The organism is Streptomyces sp. NPDC031445, from assembly GCF_055581365.1.
In genome coordinates, this window is the sequence record NZ_JBVIJO010000008.1 from 319,515 (window position 1) to 332,258 (window position 12,744).

At 72.2% G+C, this 12,744-nt stretch carries 12 protein-coding genes; 5 read left to right on the top strand and 7 right to left on the bottom strand.

Annotated elements, in window-relative coordinates; genetic code table 11:
• Positions 1 to 44 precede the first annotated feature (44 nt).
• The 4 genes from ACZ5DC_RS22810 (at position 45) to ACZ5DC_RS22825 (ending at position 4,749) form a co-directional block, all read left to right on the top strand.
• Positions 45 to 1,370: a DUF2252 domain-containing protein gene (locus ACZ5DC_RS22810; protein ID WP_171157203.1), complete on the top strand. Its 1,326-nt coding sequence runs from the start codon at positions 45 to 47 to the stop codon at positions 1,368 to 1,370.
• Positions 1,371 to 1,438: 68 nt separating this feature from the next.
• Positions 1,439 to 2,119: a hypothetical protein gene (locus tag ACZ5DC_RS22815; protein ID WP_468655381.1), complete on the top strand. Its 681-nt coding sequence runs from the start codon at positions 1,439 to 1,441 to the stop codon at positions 2,117 to 2,119.
• 66 nt (positions 2,120 to 2,185) lie between these two features.
• A complete protein-coding gene (locus ACZ5DC_RS22820; RefSeq protein WP_468655383.1) occupies positions 2,186 to 2,998 on the top strand; it encodes a thioredoxin domain-containing protein in 813 nt (270 codons plus the stop codon).
• A gap of 80 nt (positions 2,999 to 3,078) precedes the next feature.
• On the top strand, positions 3,079 to 4,749 hold the full coding sequence (locus tag ACZ5DC_RS22825) for an alkaline phosphatase D family protein (RefSeq protein WP_468655385.1): 1,671 nt from the start codon (positions 3,079 to 3,081) through the stop codon (positions 4,747 to 4,749).
• A gap of 18 nt (positions 4,750 to 4,767) precedes the next feature.
• Here ACZ5DC_RS22825 and ACZ5DC_RS22830 read toward each other — a convergent pair whose 3' ends face one another.
• Positions 4,768 to 5,340: a dienelactone hydrolase family protein gene (locus ACZ5DC_RS22830; protein ID WP_468655387.1), complete on the bottom strand. Its 573-nt coding sequence runs from the start codon at positions 5,338 to 5,340 to the stop codon at positions 4,768 to 4,770.
• 105 nt (positions 5,341 to 5,445) lie between these two features.
• Between ACZ5DC_RS22830 and ACZ5DC_RS22835 the strand changes: the two genes are divergently transcribed.
• The gene (locus ACZ5DC_RS22835) at positions 5,446 to 6,552 is read left to right on the top strand and encodes a mechanosensitive ion channel family protein (protein ID WP_468655389.1); all 1,107 of its coding nucleotides are present in this window, start codon (positions 5,446 to 5,448) and stop codon (positions 6,550 to 6,552) included.
• Positions 6,553 to 6,565: 13 nt separating this feature from the next.
• Here ACZ5DC_RS22835 and ACZ5DC_RS22840 read toward each other — a convergent pair whose 3' ends face one another.
• The 6 genes from ACZ5DC_RS22840 to ACZ5DC_RS22865 form a co-directional block, all read right to left on the bottom strand.
• Positions 6,566 to 7,306, bottom strand: a complete 741-nt coding sequence (locus ACZ5DC_RS22840) for an SDR family NAD(P)-dependent oxidoreductase (protein ID WP_468655391.1) — start codon at positions 7,304 to 7,306, stop codon at positions 6,566 to 6,568.
• Between the two features lie 93 nt (positions 7,307 to 7,399).
• Positions 7,400 to 8,986, bottom strand: coding sequence for a Na+/H+ antiporter (locus ACZ5DC_RS22845; RefSeq protein WP_468655393.1), 1,587 nt, complete (start codon positions 8,984 to 8,986; stop codon positions 7,400 to 7,402).
• A gap of 158 nt (positions 8,987 to 9,144) precedes the next feature.
• Positions 9,145 to 9,618, bottom strand: a complete 474-nt coding sequence (locus ACZ5DC_RS22850) for a GNAT family N-acetyltransferase (RefSeq protein WP_468655395.1) — start codon at positions 9,616 to 9,618, stop codon at positions 9,145 to 9,147.
• Complete coding sequence (locus tag ACZ5DC_RS22855) at positions 9,609 to 10,553, bottom strand: RluA family pseudouridine synthase (protein ID WP_468655397.1); 945 nt, start codon at positions 10,551 to 10,553, stop codon at positions 9,609 to 9,611. Before ACZ5DC_RS22855 ends, ACZ5DC_RS22850 begins: the two co-directional genes overlap by 10 nt.
• Before the next feature lie 67 nt (positions 10,554 to 10,620).
• Positions 10,621 to 11,244, bottom strand: a complete 624-nt coding sequence (gene lspA / locus ACZ5DC_RS22860; RefSeq protein WP_468655399.1) for a signal peptidase II — start codon at positions 11,242 to 11,244, stop codon at positions 10,621 to 10,623.
• A gap of 67 nt (positions 11,245 to 11,311) precedes the next feature.
• Positions 11,312 to 12,328 (bottom strand): TraR/DksA family transcriptional regulator, encoded by a 1,017-nt coding sequence (locus ACZ5DC_RS22865; RefSeq protein WP_468655401.1) that lies wholly within the window; start codon positions 12,326 to 12,328, stop codon positions 11,312 to 11,314.
• Positions 12,329 to 12,744: the final 416 nt, after the last annotated feature.

The following is a 12,744-nucleotide window of genomic DNA, read 5'->3' on the forward strand; positions in this document are numbered from 1 at the left end:
CAGAGACGCTGTCGTACAGGTAACGCACCAGGAGGCACCCCGCGATGTCGGTCCCCCAGCTCGACGAGGAGCAGCGCGGCGAGGAGATCCTCGCCGTCTTCGACACCGCCTTCGGCCGGCTCCTGGCCGCCGACCCGGCCGCGTTCCGGGTGAAGTTCCGCAAGATGGCGGCCTCGGCCTTCGCGTTCTACCGGGGCACGGCGGCCCTCTTCTACCACGACCTCGACGCCGAGAAGCGCGGCGGGCCGTACCTGGACGAGCGCACCTCGCGCGTGTGGATCCACGGCGATCTGCACGCCGAGAACTTCGGCACGTACATGGACTCCAACGGCCGCCTGGTCTTCAACGTCAACGACTTCGACGAGGCCTACGTCGGCCCGTTCACCTGGGACCTGAAGCGCTTCTCGGCGTCGGTCGCGCTCCTCGGGTACGCGAAGGCGCTCAGCGACGCGCAGATCACCGAGCTGGTGACGGTCTACGCCGCCGCCTACCGCGAGCGCATCCACGCCCTGGCCACCGGCGCCAAGCGGGACGAGGTGCCGCCGTTCACGCTGGACACCGCGCAGGGCCCGCTGCTGGACGCGCTGCGTGACGCCCGCTCGCTGACCCGGTTCGGCCTGCTGGACTCGATGACCGAGATCCGCGACTTCGAGCGCCGCTTCGCACCGGGCGGCGGCTCCGTCGAGCTGGACGCGGCCACCCGCTACAAGGTCCTGGCGGCCTTCGACGGCTACCTGGAGACGCTGCCGGACTCCTCCCTGGCCCGCCCGGACTCCTACCGGGTGAAGGACGTCGTGGGCCGCCGGGGCATCGGCATCGGCTCGGCCGGCCTGCCGTCGTACAACATCCTCCTGGAGGGCCACAGCGACGCCCTGGAGAACGATGTCGTGATCTACATCAAGCAGGCCCAGACCCCGGCCGTCTCCCGGCACATCACGGATCCGGCCATCGCGGAGTACTTCCGGCACGAGGGCCACCGCACGGTGATCTCCCAGCGCGCCCTGCAGGCGCACGCCGACCCGTGGCTCGGCTGGACCGAACTGGACGGCGCCGGCCAGCTGGTCGCCGAGGTCTCGCCGTACGCCGTGGACCTGGACTGGGACGACATCGACGACCCGGAGGAGATCGCGGCCGTCGTCGCCGACCTGGGCCGGGCCACCGCGACCATGCACGCGGCGGCGGACGACACCTCCGGCGAGTCCCTGGTGCCGTTCTCCACCGAGCGGGCCATCGACGCGGCGCTCGCGGCCGACGAGGAGGGCTTCGCTCCGCTGCTGGTGGACTTCGCGCACAGCTACGGCGCACGCGCGCGCGCCGATCACCAGATCTTCGTCGACCTGTTCCGCAACGGCCGGATTCCGGGGCTGTAACCCTCGCGGATTCACAGGCACTCTTTAGGGGTCCCTTACCCGCGTACGTGACAGACTCTCCTTTCGCTATGGACATATCCGGGACCCAGCTCAGAGCCGTGCGCGCGGCGCTGTTCACGGCCTTCGTCGTGACGCTCAGCACCGCGTCGCACGTGCTGCTGTCCCGTGCTCCGCTGCCGCTGGCGACCGTGGGCGCCGTCGCCGCCGGGGTGTTCGTCACCGCGTACGCGCTGGCGGGCGGTGAGCGCGGCTTCGGCCGGATCGCGGCCCTGCTGGTGCCGCTGGAACTGGCCGCCGACACGGTGTTCACCACCGGCCAGGACACCTGCTACGGCCGGGCGGGCGGCCCGGTCGCCGGTCCGCTGCGGGCGGTCGGCCTGGACGTGCTGTGCCAGGGCCGGGTGGGCACCCCGCTGACCGGGATGACCGGCGCTCCCGGCCATGCCGGGGCGGTGCTCGCCCACGCCAGCCCGGCCGCCGCCTGGCTGCTGCTCGCCGCGCACATCGGCGTGGGGCTGCTCGCCGCCGCCTGGCTGCGCCGGGGCGAGCGCGCGCTGACCCAGCTGCTGCGGGCGGTCGCCGCCACCACGTTCCGGCCGTTGCTGCTGGCGGTGGCCGCGGTCGCCGTACGGCCGCGGCCGGCCCGCCGGCTGCCCCGCCCGGCCCCGCGCCGCGCCGCCGCCCGCGACCGGCTCCTCACGCACTCCCTGGGACGGCGTGGACCGCCGTGCTCACCGGCATTCGCCTGAGCACCAGCAGTCCCCCACACGTATCCCGCGTACGTCGTGTGCGCGTCCCACATGGAGATCACCAATATGAGCAAGCGGAACAGCCAGTCGGCGAAGACGGCGGCCCGGGAGCGGCTGCGCCAGGAGCGCGAGCGGCAGGCCAAGCGGGACAAGGCCAGGCGGCAGCTCATCGTGGCCGCCTCGGTCGTGGCCGTCCTCGCCGCGGCCGGCGGCATCGGCTACGCCGTCGTGCAGAACAACAAGCCCGCCTACTGGGAGGCCGCGAAGGACGACAAGCTCGTCAAGCCGGCCAACACCACGGGCACGGACGGTACGACGGTCGTCATCGGCAAGAGCAGCGCCAAGAAGACGCTGGTCATGTACGAGGACCCGCGCTGCCCGGTCTGCGCCGACTTCGAGCAGACGGTCGGCCCGACCGTCAAGAAGGACCTCGACGCCGGCAAGTTCAAGATCCAGTACGTCGGTGCCACCTTCCTCGACAAGAACCTGACCGGCGAGGGCTCCAAGAACGCGCTCAGCGCCCTGGGCGCCGCGCTCAACGTCAGCCCCGAGGCGTTCCTGGAGTACAAGACCGCGATGTACTCCAAGAAGTGGCACCCCGAGGAGACCACCGACAAGTTCAAGGACGACGGCTATCTGATCGAGATCGCCGACACCGTCCCCGCGCTGAAGGGCAACACGGCGTTCCAGAAGGCCGTGAAGGACGGCACCTACGACCGGTGGGCGCTGGAGGAGTCCAAGATCTTCGACAAGGACGGCATATCGGGCACCCCGACCCTGAAGATGGACGGCAAGACGCTGACGGGCTCCGACGGCAAGAACGCGCCCATGTCGGTCGCCGAGTTCAACACCGCGCTGGAGGCGGCCCTCAAGGGCTGAGCCGACCACCAGCCGAAGAGCGGGCGAACTTTCGCGAGTTCGCCCGCTCTCGCGCGTACCGATCAGTAACCTGATCGTCCGTGACCAGTCGACACAGATCATCCGAGACCTCCCAGGGCCTGCCTCCGCTCCCGCCCCGCCGCCGTACGGTCGTCAAGGCCGCGGCGGCGACCGCTGTCCTGGCCGGCCCGCTGGCCGCCGCGGCCTCGGCCCGCGCCGCCACGGACACCCCCGCCTTCCTGCACGGTGTCGCCTCCGGCGACCCGCTGCCCGACGGCGTGCTGCTGTGGACCCGGGTGACCCCGGTCCCCGAGGCGATACCGGGTTCGGGGCTCGGCCCGGACACCGAGGTCAGCTGGGCCGTCGCCAGGGACAAGGCGTTCACCGCCATCGTCGCCAAGGGCTCCACCACCGCCACGGCCGCCTCCGACCACACCGTGAAGGCCGACATCCGCGGCCTGGAGCCGGCCACCGACTACTGGTTCCGCTTCTCGGCCGGCGGCACCGACTCCCCGGTGGCGCGCACCCGCACCGCGCCGGCGGCGGACGCGGACGTCTCCTCCCTGCGCTTCGGCGTGGTCTCCTGCGCCAACTGGGAGGCCGGCTACTTCTCCGCCTACCGCCACCTCGCGGCCCGCAACGACCTGGACGCCTGGCTGCACCTCGGCGACTACATCTACGAGTACAAGTCCGGCGAGTACGGGACCCGGGGCCAGGTCGTCCGCCCGCACGCGCCCGCCCACGAGATCCTCACCCTCGCCGACTACCGGATCCGGCACGCCAGGTACAAGACCGACCCCGACCTCCAGGCCCTGCACCTGAAGGCGCCGGTCATCGCGATCTGGGACGACCACGAGTTCGCCGACAACGCCTGGTCCGGCGGCGCCGTCAACCACACCGAGGGCGCCGAGGGCACCTGGGCGGCCCGTCAGGCCGCGGCGAAGCAGGCCTACTTCGAGTGGATGCCGGTCCGCCCGGCCGTCGCCGGCACCACCTACCGCCGGCTGCGCTTCGGCAAGCTCGCCGACATCTCCCTGCTGGACCTGCGTTCCTTCCGCTCCCAGCAGGCGTCCACGGCCAGCGGCTCGGTGGACGACCCGGACCGCACGCTCACCGGGCGCGCCCAGCTCGACTGGCTGAAGGCCGGTCTGAAGGCCTCCGACACCAGGTGGCGGCTGGTCGGCAACTCGGTGATGATCTCGCCGTTCTCCTTCGGCTCGCTCTCCGCCGACCTGCTCAAGCCGCTCGCCAAGCTGCTCGGGCTGCCGCAGGAGGGCATCGCCGCCAACACCGACCAGTGGGACGGCTACACCGACGACCGCCGCGAACTGCTGGCCCACCTGCGCTCCAACGCCATCGGCAACACCGTCTTCCTGACCGGTGACATCCACATGGCGTGGGCCAACGACGTCCCGGTGGACGCGGGCACCTACCCGCTGTCGGCGTCGGCGGCCACCGAGTTCGTGGTGACCTCGGTGACCTCGGACAACCTGGACGACATCGTGAAGGTGCCCGAGGGCACGGTCTCCGCGGTCGCCGCGCCGGTCATCAAGGCCGCCAACCGGCACGTCCACTGGGTGGACACCGACCGGCACGGCTACGGCGTGCTCGACATCACAGCCGACCGCGCGCAGATGGACTACTACGTGCTGTCCGACCGCACCGACGCCGACGCCACCTCCCGCTGGGTGCGTTCCTACCGCACCCGCAGCGGCACGCAGAAGGTCGAGCGGACCTACGACCCGGTGTGACCGCCCCGGCGTGACCGCTCAGCCGAGCGATTCGAGGAAGCCGAGCGCCACCCGCCAGGTGGCCTCGGCGGCCTCCGCGTCGTAGTCCGGCAGCCCCGGGTCGGTGTACAGGTGCCCGGCCCCGGCGTACCGGTACACCTCCACATCGGCGCCCGCCCGGCCCATCTGCAGGTACCAGGCGCTCAGCCAGTCGTCCGTCTCGAACGGGTCCGGCTCCGCCACGTGCAGCTGCACCGGCAGTTCGTCCACCTGCGCGTTCGGCGCGATGTCCGACGTGCCGTGCAGGAGCAGCAGGCCGCGCGCCTTTGCATCGCCGAGGGCCAGGGTCTGGGCGACGGAGGCACCGAGCGAGAACCCCGCGTACACCAGCCCCCGGTCCGAGTACGGCGCCGCCGCCAGCACGGCCCGCTTGAGCAGTTCCTCCTTGCCGATCCGCTCCTTGAACTCCATGCCCTCCTCGGCGGTGCCGAACGTGCGTCCCTCGAAGAGGTCCGGCGTCCACACCTCGTGGCCCGCCGCGCGCAGCCGGTCCGCGGCCTCGCGCACCGCGGGCCTGAGCCCGTAGGTCGAGTGAAAGAGCATGATGTTCATGAGGCCATGGTGCCAGCCGGCCACGGCAGTGCCGGTGCCGCCTTACCCAGGAACGCGCCGAACTCACATGTTCATGCCCTCCGTGCGCCGGTTAGGAGCGGAGGCATGGAGAACGTACTCCGCCCACTGATCGTGCTCGGCGGCACGGTGCTGCTGACCCTGGCCATCGGCTGGGGCACCGACCGGCTGCTGGGCAAGGCCGACCAACGCGACCACGGCACCCCCCTGTGGGGGCTGCTGCGCCGTGCCCGCATCCCCTACCAGCTCGTCCTGTGCAGCGCCCTGCTGCGCGGGTCGTACGACCAGGCGAAGCTGCTGGAGCGGCACCAGGTCGGCGTCGGCCGGACGCTGACGCTGGTGCTGATCGGGTCGGTCGCCTGGCTGGTGATCCGGATCGCCGCGGCGATCGTCGAGACCACCTACTCCCGCTATGCCCGCGTCCACCGCGACGCGGCCCGCGTGCGCCGGGTGCGCACGCAGGTCGAGCTGATCATGCGGGTGGTGTCGGCCATCGTCATCGTCGTGGCCGTCTCGTCGATGCTGCTGACGTTCCCGGCGATGCGCGCGGCGGGCGCCTCCCTGCTGGCCTCGGCGGGCATCATCGCCGCCATCGCCGGTGTCGCCGCCCAGTCGACGCTTTCCAACATGTTCGCCGGGCTCCAGATCGCCTTCGGCGACATGGTGCGCATCGGCGACACCGTCGTGGTCGACGGCGAGTGGGGCACGGTGGAGGAGATCACCCTGACCTTCCTGACCGTACGGACCTGGGACGAGCGCCGGATCACCATGCCGGTGTCGTACTTCACCTCCAGGCCCTTCGAGAACTGGTCCCGCGGCACCCCGCAGATGACCGGGATCGTCTACTGGCATCTCGACCACAGCGCGCCGATCGAGGCGATGCGCGAGAAGCTGCGGGACATCCTGCGCGCCTGCTCGGCCTGGGACGGCCGCGCGTGCAACCTCCAGGTGACGGACACCACACCGAACACCATCCAGGTGCGCGCGCTGGTGACGGCGAAGGACGCCGACGACATCTGGACGGTGCGGGTCGCGGTCCGCGAGCAGATGATCAGCTGGCTGTCGGCGGAGCACCCCTACGCGCTGCCCCGGGTGAACACCGCGGATTCGGTGCTGCCGCCGTCCCGTGTCCCGTCCCCCGACCGCGCCTCCCTGCGCCGGGCCTACGAGTTCCCGCGCACCGGCCGGGGCTGACCGGTCACGCCGCTCAACGCCCCCGTTCGGCGCCCCCGTTCACCTGGACTATCTGCGAGGTGACGTGCCCGGCGGCGGGCGAGGCCAGCCAGCGCAGGGTCTCGGCGACATCCCCCGGTATGCCGGCGCGGCCGTTCGAGGTGTCCGCGATGAGCCTCTCCCGCCGGGCCGCGTCCATGGTGTCGCCGAAGAACTCGGTGTCCTCCACGTAGCCGGGCGCGACCACGTTGACGGTGATGCCGCGCGGGCCCAGCTCCCGGGCCAGGTCGTGGGCGTACGGGTGCAGCCCGGCCTTGGCCGCCGCGTAGGCACCCGTGCCCGAGCCCCGGTAGGCGGCGATGGAACTGAGGAACAGCACCCTTCCGCCGGGCGTGGCGAGCCGGTCCTTCAGCGCCTCGGTGAGGAGCGCCGCGGTCAGGGTGTTCTGCCGGAAGTTGACGGTCCATTGGTGGGCGACCCGGTCGAGGGGGTCGTCGCTGCCGGCCGGCGGCTCCAGGTACCCGGCTCCGCCGGCGCTGTTCACGAGCACGTCCACGGTGCCCAGCTCGTCCGCCACGAACCGGGCCACCCCGCGCACCTCCCCCGGTTCGGACAGGTCCGCCCCGTAGCTGAGCGCCCCGGGCACACCGGCCTCCTCCAGCACGTCCGCGCGCCGGCCGAGCAACAGCACCCGGTCCCCGTCCGCCGCGAACGCCCGCGCCGCCGCCAGCCCGATGCCCGTACCGCCGCCGCTGATCACGATGTTGCGAGTCATGATCCGAGAGTAGGAGACGGGGACGGACGACGCCGGGAGTTGTCCACAGGGCCGGCACATTCATATGACCGGCCGGTGCCTGGTGCGCGGCACTCAGCGCAGGCTGCGCACGTCGAGGTGCCGGAGCACCCGGTCCACGATCTCCGGGTCCGCCCCCGGTTCGCTCCGCGCCGCCAGTACCTCGTGGCGGGCGGCGCTCAGCATCTCGTTCTGGATGCGCCGCACCCGCTTGAGCCGCTTGGCCCGCTGGTGGTGCGCCTCCCGCCGCTCCTCCTCCCCCATGTCCGGACTGATCCGGATCCCGATGTCGAAGGCCCGCCGCAGCATCTGCTCGGACAGCTCCTCGGGCAGCTCCTCCACCTGCTCGATCTCCCGCAGCCGCCGCTTCGCCGCCCTCGCCGCCCGCACCGCGAGCTCCTTCTCGAACTCCTTCTCCCCTTCGGAGTCGGCCCGCACCTCCAGCCGCTTCACCAGCCAGGGCAGCGTCAGCCCCTGCACCACCAGCGTGGCGACGATCACTCCGAAGGCGATGAAGACGATCTCGTCCCGGTCGGGGAACGGTGCCCCGGCGTCCGTCTTGAGCGGCACGGCCAGCGCCAGCGCCACCGAGGCCACACCGCGCATCCCGGACCACCACATCACGACGGTCTCCCGCCAGCTCACCGGGATCTCCTCGTCGTAGTCCCGGCGGGCGTGCAGCCGCTTGGTCAGCCAGGTCGCCGGCAGCAGCCACAGCAGCCGTACGACGACCACGACGCCCACGACGGCCGCCGCCCAGCCGAGCATCTCGCCCCACCGGCCCTGGGCCGTGCGGATGGCGTTGTGCAGCTCCAGTCCGATCAGTCCGAAGGCGACGCCGGTGACGAGCGTGTCGATGATGTCCCAGAAGGTGTGTCCGGCGAGCCGGGTCATCACGTCGTCGGCGTCGGTGGCGTACTCGGCGAGGAAGAGCGCCGTGGTGAGCACCGCGAGCACCCCGGAGCCGTGCAGCTTCTCGGCGAGCACGTAGGAGGCGTACGGCACCAGCAGGGTCATGCCGATCTGCAGGGTCGGATCGCCGAGGAGGTCCATCAGCCTGTTCGCGCCCCAGCCCAGCGCCAGGCCCACGGCCACCGCGACGACCGCGGACAGCACCAGGTCCAGACCGGCCCGCCAGGGCGAGAACGCACCGCTCACGGCCGCCGCGATGGCCACGTGGTACAGCACGATGGCGGTGACGTCGTTGAAGAGGCCCTCGCCCTCCAGGATCGACACCAGCCGGCGCGGCAGCCCCAGCTGTCCGGCGACACTGGTCGCGGCGACCGGGTCCGGCGGCGCGATCAGGGCACCCAGCGCGACGGCGGCGGCGATCGGCAGCCCCGGCACGACGGCGTTGGCGACGAACGCCACGCACACCGTCGTGACGAACACCAGGGCCACGGCCAGCAGGAAGATCGGCCGGATGTTGGCCGTGAACTGCCGCCAGGAGGTGCGGCGCACGGCGGCGTAGAGCAGCGGTGGCAGCAGTCCGGGCAGGATCAGGTCCGGCGGGATGTTCACGTTGGGCACGAAGTCGGCCACGGCCAGGGCCCCGCCGAACAGGGTCATCAGCACGGGCGCCGGCACCCCGAACCGGTCCCCCAACGGGACGCTCACCAGGGCCCCGAGCAGCAGTACGAACAACAGAGCCAGCTGGTCCACGGACGGCGCTCCGGGAGTCGACGATCACACGGCAGACCTCAAGCCTGCCACGACGCCCGCGACCCGGCGTACCGACGCCTTGGCGCCCGGGCGCCCCGCCGCGGGACCGTGCGGCCGGCAGCGGCTCCCCGGCCCCTCAGCCCCAGTGGCTCCGCCGGCTACAGGGTCCGGCGCATCGCCCGGTGCGGTATGCCCGCGTCCGGGAACTCCGGGCCGTACGCCTCGTAGCCGAGCCGCTCGTAGAAACCCAGGGCGTGGGTCTGCGCGTGCAGGTCCACCGCCGTGAGGCCACGCGCGCGGGCCGCGTCCTCGATGGCGCGCACCAGGGCCGCGCCGACGCCGAGCCCACGGGCCTCCCGGGAGACGGCGAGCCGGCCCAGGGAGCCCACCGCCGGGTCCCCGCCGGTCTTCGCGGCCGCCGCCTCACCGTGCAGCAGGCGCCCGGTGCCCAGCGGCACCCCGTCGTCGCGGACCGCCAGCACGTGCACGGCCACGGCGTCGTAGGCGTCGTACTCGATGTCCTCGGCCACGCCCTGCTCGGCCACGAACACCTCCTTGCGGACCGCGAAGCAGGCCTCGCGGTCGGCGGGGTCCTCGGCGACCCGGACGGTGTACGCGGGGCTCACGCCCATGTCTCCTCCCGGACCTGGTCGAGGGCCTTCTGGAGGTCCTCGGGGTAGTCGCTCACGAACTCGACCCACGAGCCGTCGCCGGGGTGCTCGAAGCCGAGGCGGACGGCGTGCAGCCACTGGCGGGTCAGGCGCAGCCGCTTGGCGAGGGTGGGGTCGGCGCCGTAGGTGAGGTCGCCGACGCACGGGTGGCGGTGGGCGGCCATGTGGACGCGGATCTGGTGGGTGCGGCCCGTCTCCAGCTTGACGTCCAGCAGGGAGGCGGCGCGGAAGGCCTCGATGAGGTCGTAGTGGGTCACCGAGGGCTTGCCGTCGGCCGTGACCGCCCACTTGTAGTCGTGGTTCGGGTGGCGGCCGATCGGGGCGTCGATGGTGCCGCTCGTCGGGTCCGGGTGGCCCTGGACCAGGGTGTGGTAGCGCTTGTCGACCGTGCGCTCCTTGAACTGGCGCTTGAGCGACGTGTACGCCCGCTCCGACTTGGCGACCACCATCAGGCCCGACGTGCCGACGTCCAGGCGGTGCACGATGCCCTGGCGCTCGGCGGCGCCGGACGTGGAGATCCGGTACCCGGCGGCGGCGAGACCGCCGATGACGGTGGGGCCGGACCAGCCCGGCGACGGGTGCGCGGCCACGCCGACCGGCTTGACGATCACGACCACGTCATCGTCGTCGTGCACGATCTCCATGCCCTCGACCGGCTCGGCGACCACCTGCACCGGCGCGGGCGCCTGCGGCATCTCGACCTCGAGCCAGGCGCCGCCGCGCACCCGCTCGGACTTGCCGACCACCGCGCCGTCGACCTGGACCTTGCCGGCCGCGGCCAGCTCCGCCGCCTTCGTGCGGGAGAAGCCGAACATGCGGGAGATGGCGGCGTCGACGCGCTCGCCCTCCAGGCCGTCGGGCACGGGCAGGGTACGGATCTCGGGAATCGTGCTCACCCGTCGAGTATGCCGGACGGGCCGGACGGCTCCGCACGAGCCTGTGGAAAACCCGGGAGGGCCGGGATCAGTCCTTGTGGACCGTGCCGTCGGGGTCCAGGCCGCGGAAGGACAGCAGCACGATCAGGATGCCGCCGCACACGATGGCCGAGTCCGCGAGGTTGAACACGGCGAAGCCCTTGGGCGCGATGAAGTCGACCACCTCGCCCTCGAAGACGCCCGGCGCCCGGAAGATCCGGTCGGTGAGGTTGCCGAGCGCGCCGCCGAGCAGCAGGCCGAGCGCGACGGCCCAGGGGAAGCTGTACAGCTTGCGGGCCAGGCGGATGATCACGACGATCACGGCCGCGGCGATCAGCGTGAAGATCACCGTGAAGGCCGCGCCGAACCCGAAGGCGGCACCCGGGTTGCGGATCGCGTGCAGCTCCAGCAGGTCCCCGACGACCTGGATGGGCGTGTGCCCCTCCAGACGGGACACGACGAGCATCTTGCTGACCAGGTCGAGGGCGTACGCGAACGCGGCCACCGCGAACAGCACGGCGATCCGGCGCCCGCGGCCGGTCCGCGCCGCCGTGGCCCCCTGCCCGTCCGCGCCGACCGCGCCGGTGCCGACGGGCGCCCCGGCCGCCGCCTTGTGCTCGCCGCCGTCGTCCGGGGTGTCCGGCGTACCGATGATCCGCTCCGCCTCTGCCACGTGAGTCCCTCAACCTAGGTGCCTGACTGAGGACGAGACTACGGCACGTCCCCACGGCCCCTCGCGCTCAGGAGCGGCGTTCCTGCTTCTGCTTGCACTCCACGCACAGCGTGGCCCTGGGGAACGCCTGCATCCGGGCCTTCCCGATGGGGTTGCCGCAGTTCTCGCACACGCCGTAGGTGCCCGCGTCGAGCCGTTCCAGGGCGCGCTCGGTCTGGACCAGCATCTCGCGCGCGTTGGCGGCCAGCGCCAGCTCGTGCTCGCGCGTGATGTTCTTGGTGCCGGTGTCGGCCTGGTCGTCGCCGGCGCCGTCCCCGGAGTCCCGCATCAGGCCGACCAGGGACGCCTCGGACGAGCTGATCTCCTCCCGCAGCCGCTCCATCTCGGACTGCAGCTCCGCGCGCGCCCCGTCGACCTCCTCCGCGGTCCAGGGGTCCTCGCCGGGGCGTACCGCCAGTTCGCCGGGCTCCACCGCGCCGAGCCTCGCCTTGGGAACGGCGGTCTGTTCCGCCGTGGCCGTGCCAGGAGTCTTCTTCGCAACCACTGTCGTGGCTCCCGTCTGCTTCGCGGCCCGCGCCGCGCCCGCGTCCTTGGTCGTGCTCGTGGCGGCCGCCTCCTTCACCGCCGCCTTGTCGGCAGCGGCCTTCCCGGGGGCGGCCTTCTTGGCGACGGCCTTCTTGCCCGCCGCTTCCTTCACCGCGGACTTCTCCGCCGCGGCCGTCCGGTGGGCGGCCGGCCGCTTCGTGGCCGTCTTCCTCAGCGCGGCCTTCTCCGCCACGGCCGGCTTCCCGGCCGCCGCGTCCTTCACAGCCGCCCTCTTCTCGGCGGCCTTCTTCTGAGCGGCCTTCTTCTCAGGCGTCCTCTTCTCAGCCGCCTTCTTCGCAGCCTTCCCCGCAGCGGCGGATCTCCTCCCGACGACCGCCTTGGTGTCCACCGTCCTGGCGTCCACCGCCTTGGCGTCCACCGCGTCAACGGCGGCAGTCTTGGCGGCGGCCGTCCTGCCCGGGGCCGTCTTCTCGGTGGCAGACCTCGCGCCGGTCTTCCCGGTCGCCGGCTGCTGTACGGCGGTCTTCTTCGCCACCATGGCCGCGGCCCCTTCACATATTGTGATCTTGCTCGCGAATCGTGCTGGGACGATAAATCGACTTGAGTCCCGCGGCAACGGGGCACACCGCCCGATTCGCCCGCCCGCACCCCCCGAGCCACGGGCATGCATCCGTTGTGCCCAGCTCCCCGCCGGGTAATCCGCCGGACCGCGCCCGCACCGGCCCCGGCGCCCACGCCCCTCGCCATTCGGGTCATGCGGCCCGCTCGCAGGGCCCGCGCCCGCGCCGCCCGGAAAACCGGTCCGCCGCTGTCCGCGCGGCGCCGTACACTGGGCGGAGCGAGAAGCGTGGATGGGGACGAGTAGCGGCGTAGGCAGCCCAGAGCGACCCGGGGACGGTGTGAGCCCGGGGGCGAGCGCGACGTGAAGATCACCCCGGAGCCGCCGGAAGAAAG

Excerpts from the sequence above, each read along its gene's own strand:
- ACZ5DC_RS22835 (WP_468655389.1), top strand. The coding sequence starts at position 5,446 with ATGGAGAACGTACTCCGCCCACTGATCGTGCTCGGCGGCACGGTGCTG.
- ACZ5DC_RS22850 (WP_468655395.1), bottom strand. The coding sequence starts at position 9,618 with ATGGGCGTGAGCCCCGCGTACACCGTCCGGGTCGCCGAGGACCCCGCC.
- ACZ5DC_RS22820 (WP_468655383.1), top strand. The coding sequence starts at position 2,186 with ATGAGCAAGCGGAACAGCCAGTCGGCGAAGACGGCGGCCCGGGAGCGG.
- ACZ5DC_RS22830 (WP_468655387.1), bottom strand. The coding sequence starts at position 5,340 with ATGAACATCATGCTCTTTCACTCGACCTACGGGCTCAGGCCCGCGGTG.
- ACZ5DC_RS22865 (WP_468655401.1), bottom strand. The coding sequence starts at position 12,328 with ATGGTGGCGAAGAAGACCGCCGTACAGCAGCCGGCGACCGGGAAGACC.
- ACZ5DC_RS22840 (WP_468655391.1), bottom strand. The coding sequence starts at position 7,306 with ATGACTCGCAACATCGTGATCAGCGGCGGCGGTACGGGCATCGGGCTG.
- ACZ5DC_RS22815 (WP_468655381.1), top strand. The coding sequence starts at position 1,439 with ATGGACATATCCGGGACCCAGCTCAGAGCCGTGCGCGCGGCGCTGTTC.
- ACZ5DC_RS22810 (WP_171157203.1), top strand. The coding sequence starts at position 45 with ATGTCGGTCCCCCAGCTCGACGAGGAGCAGCGCGGCGAGGAGATCCTC.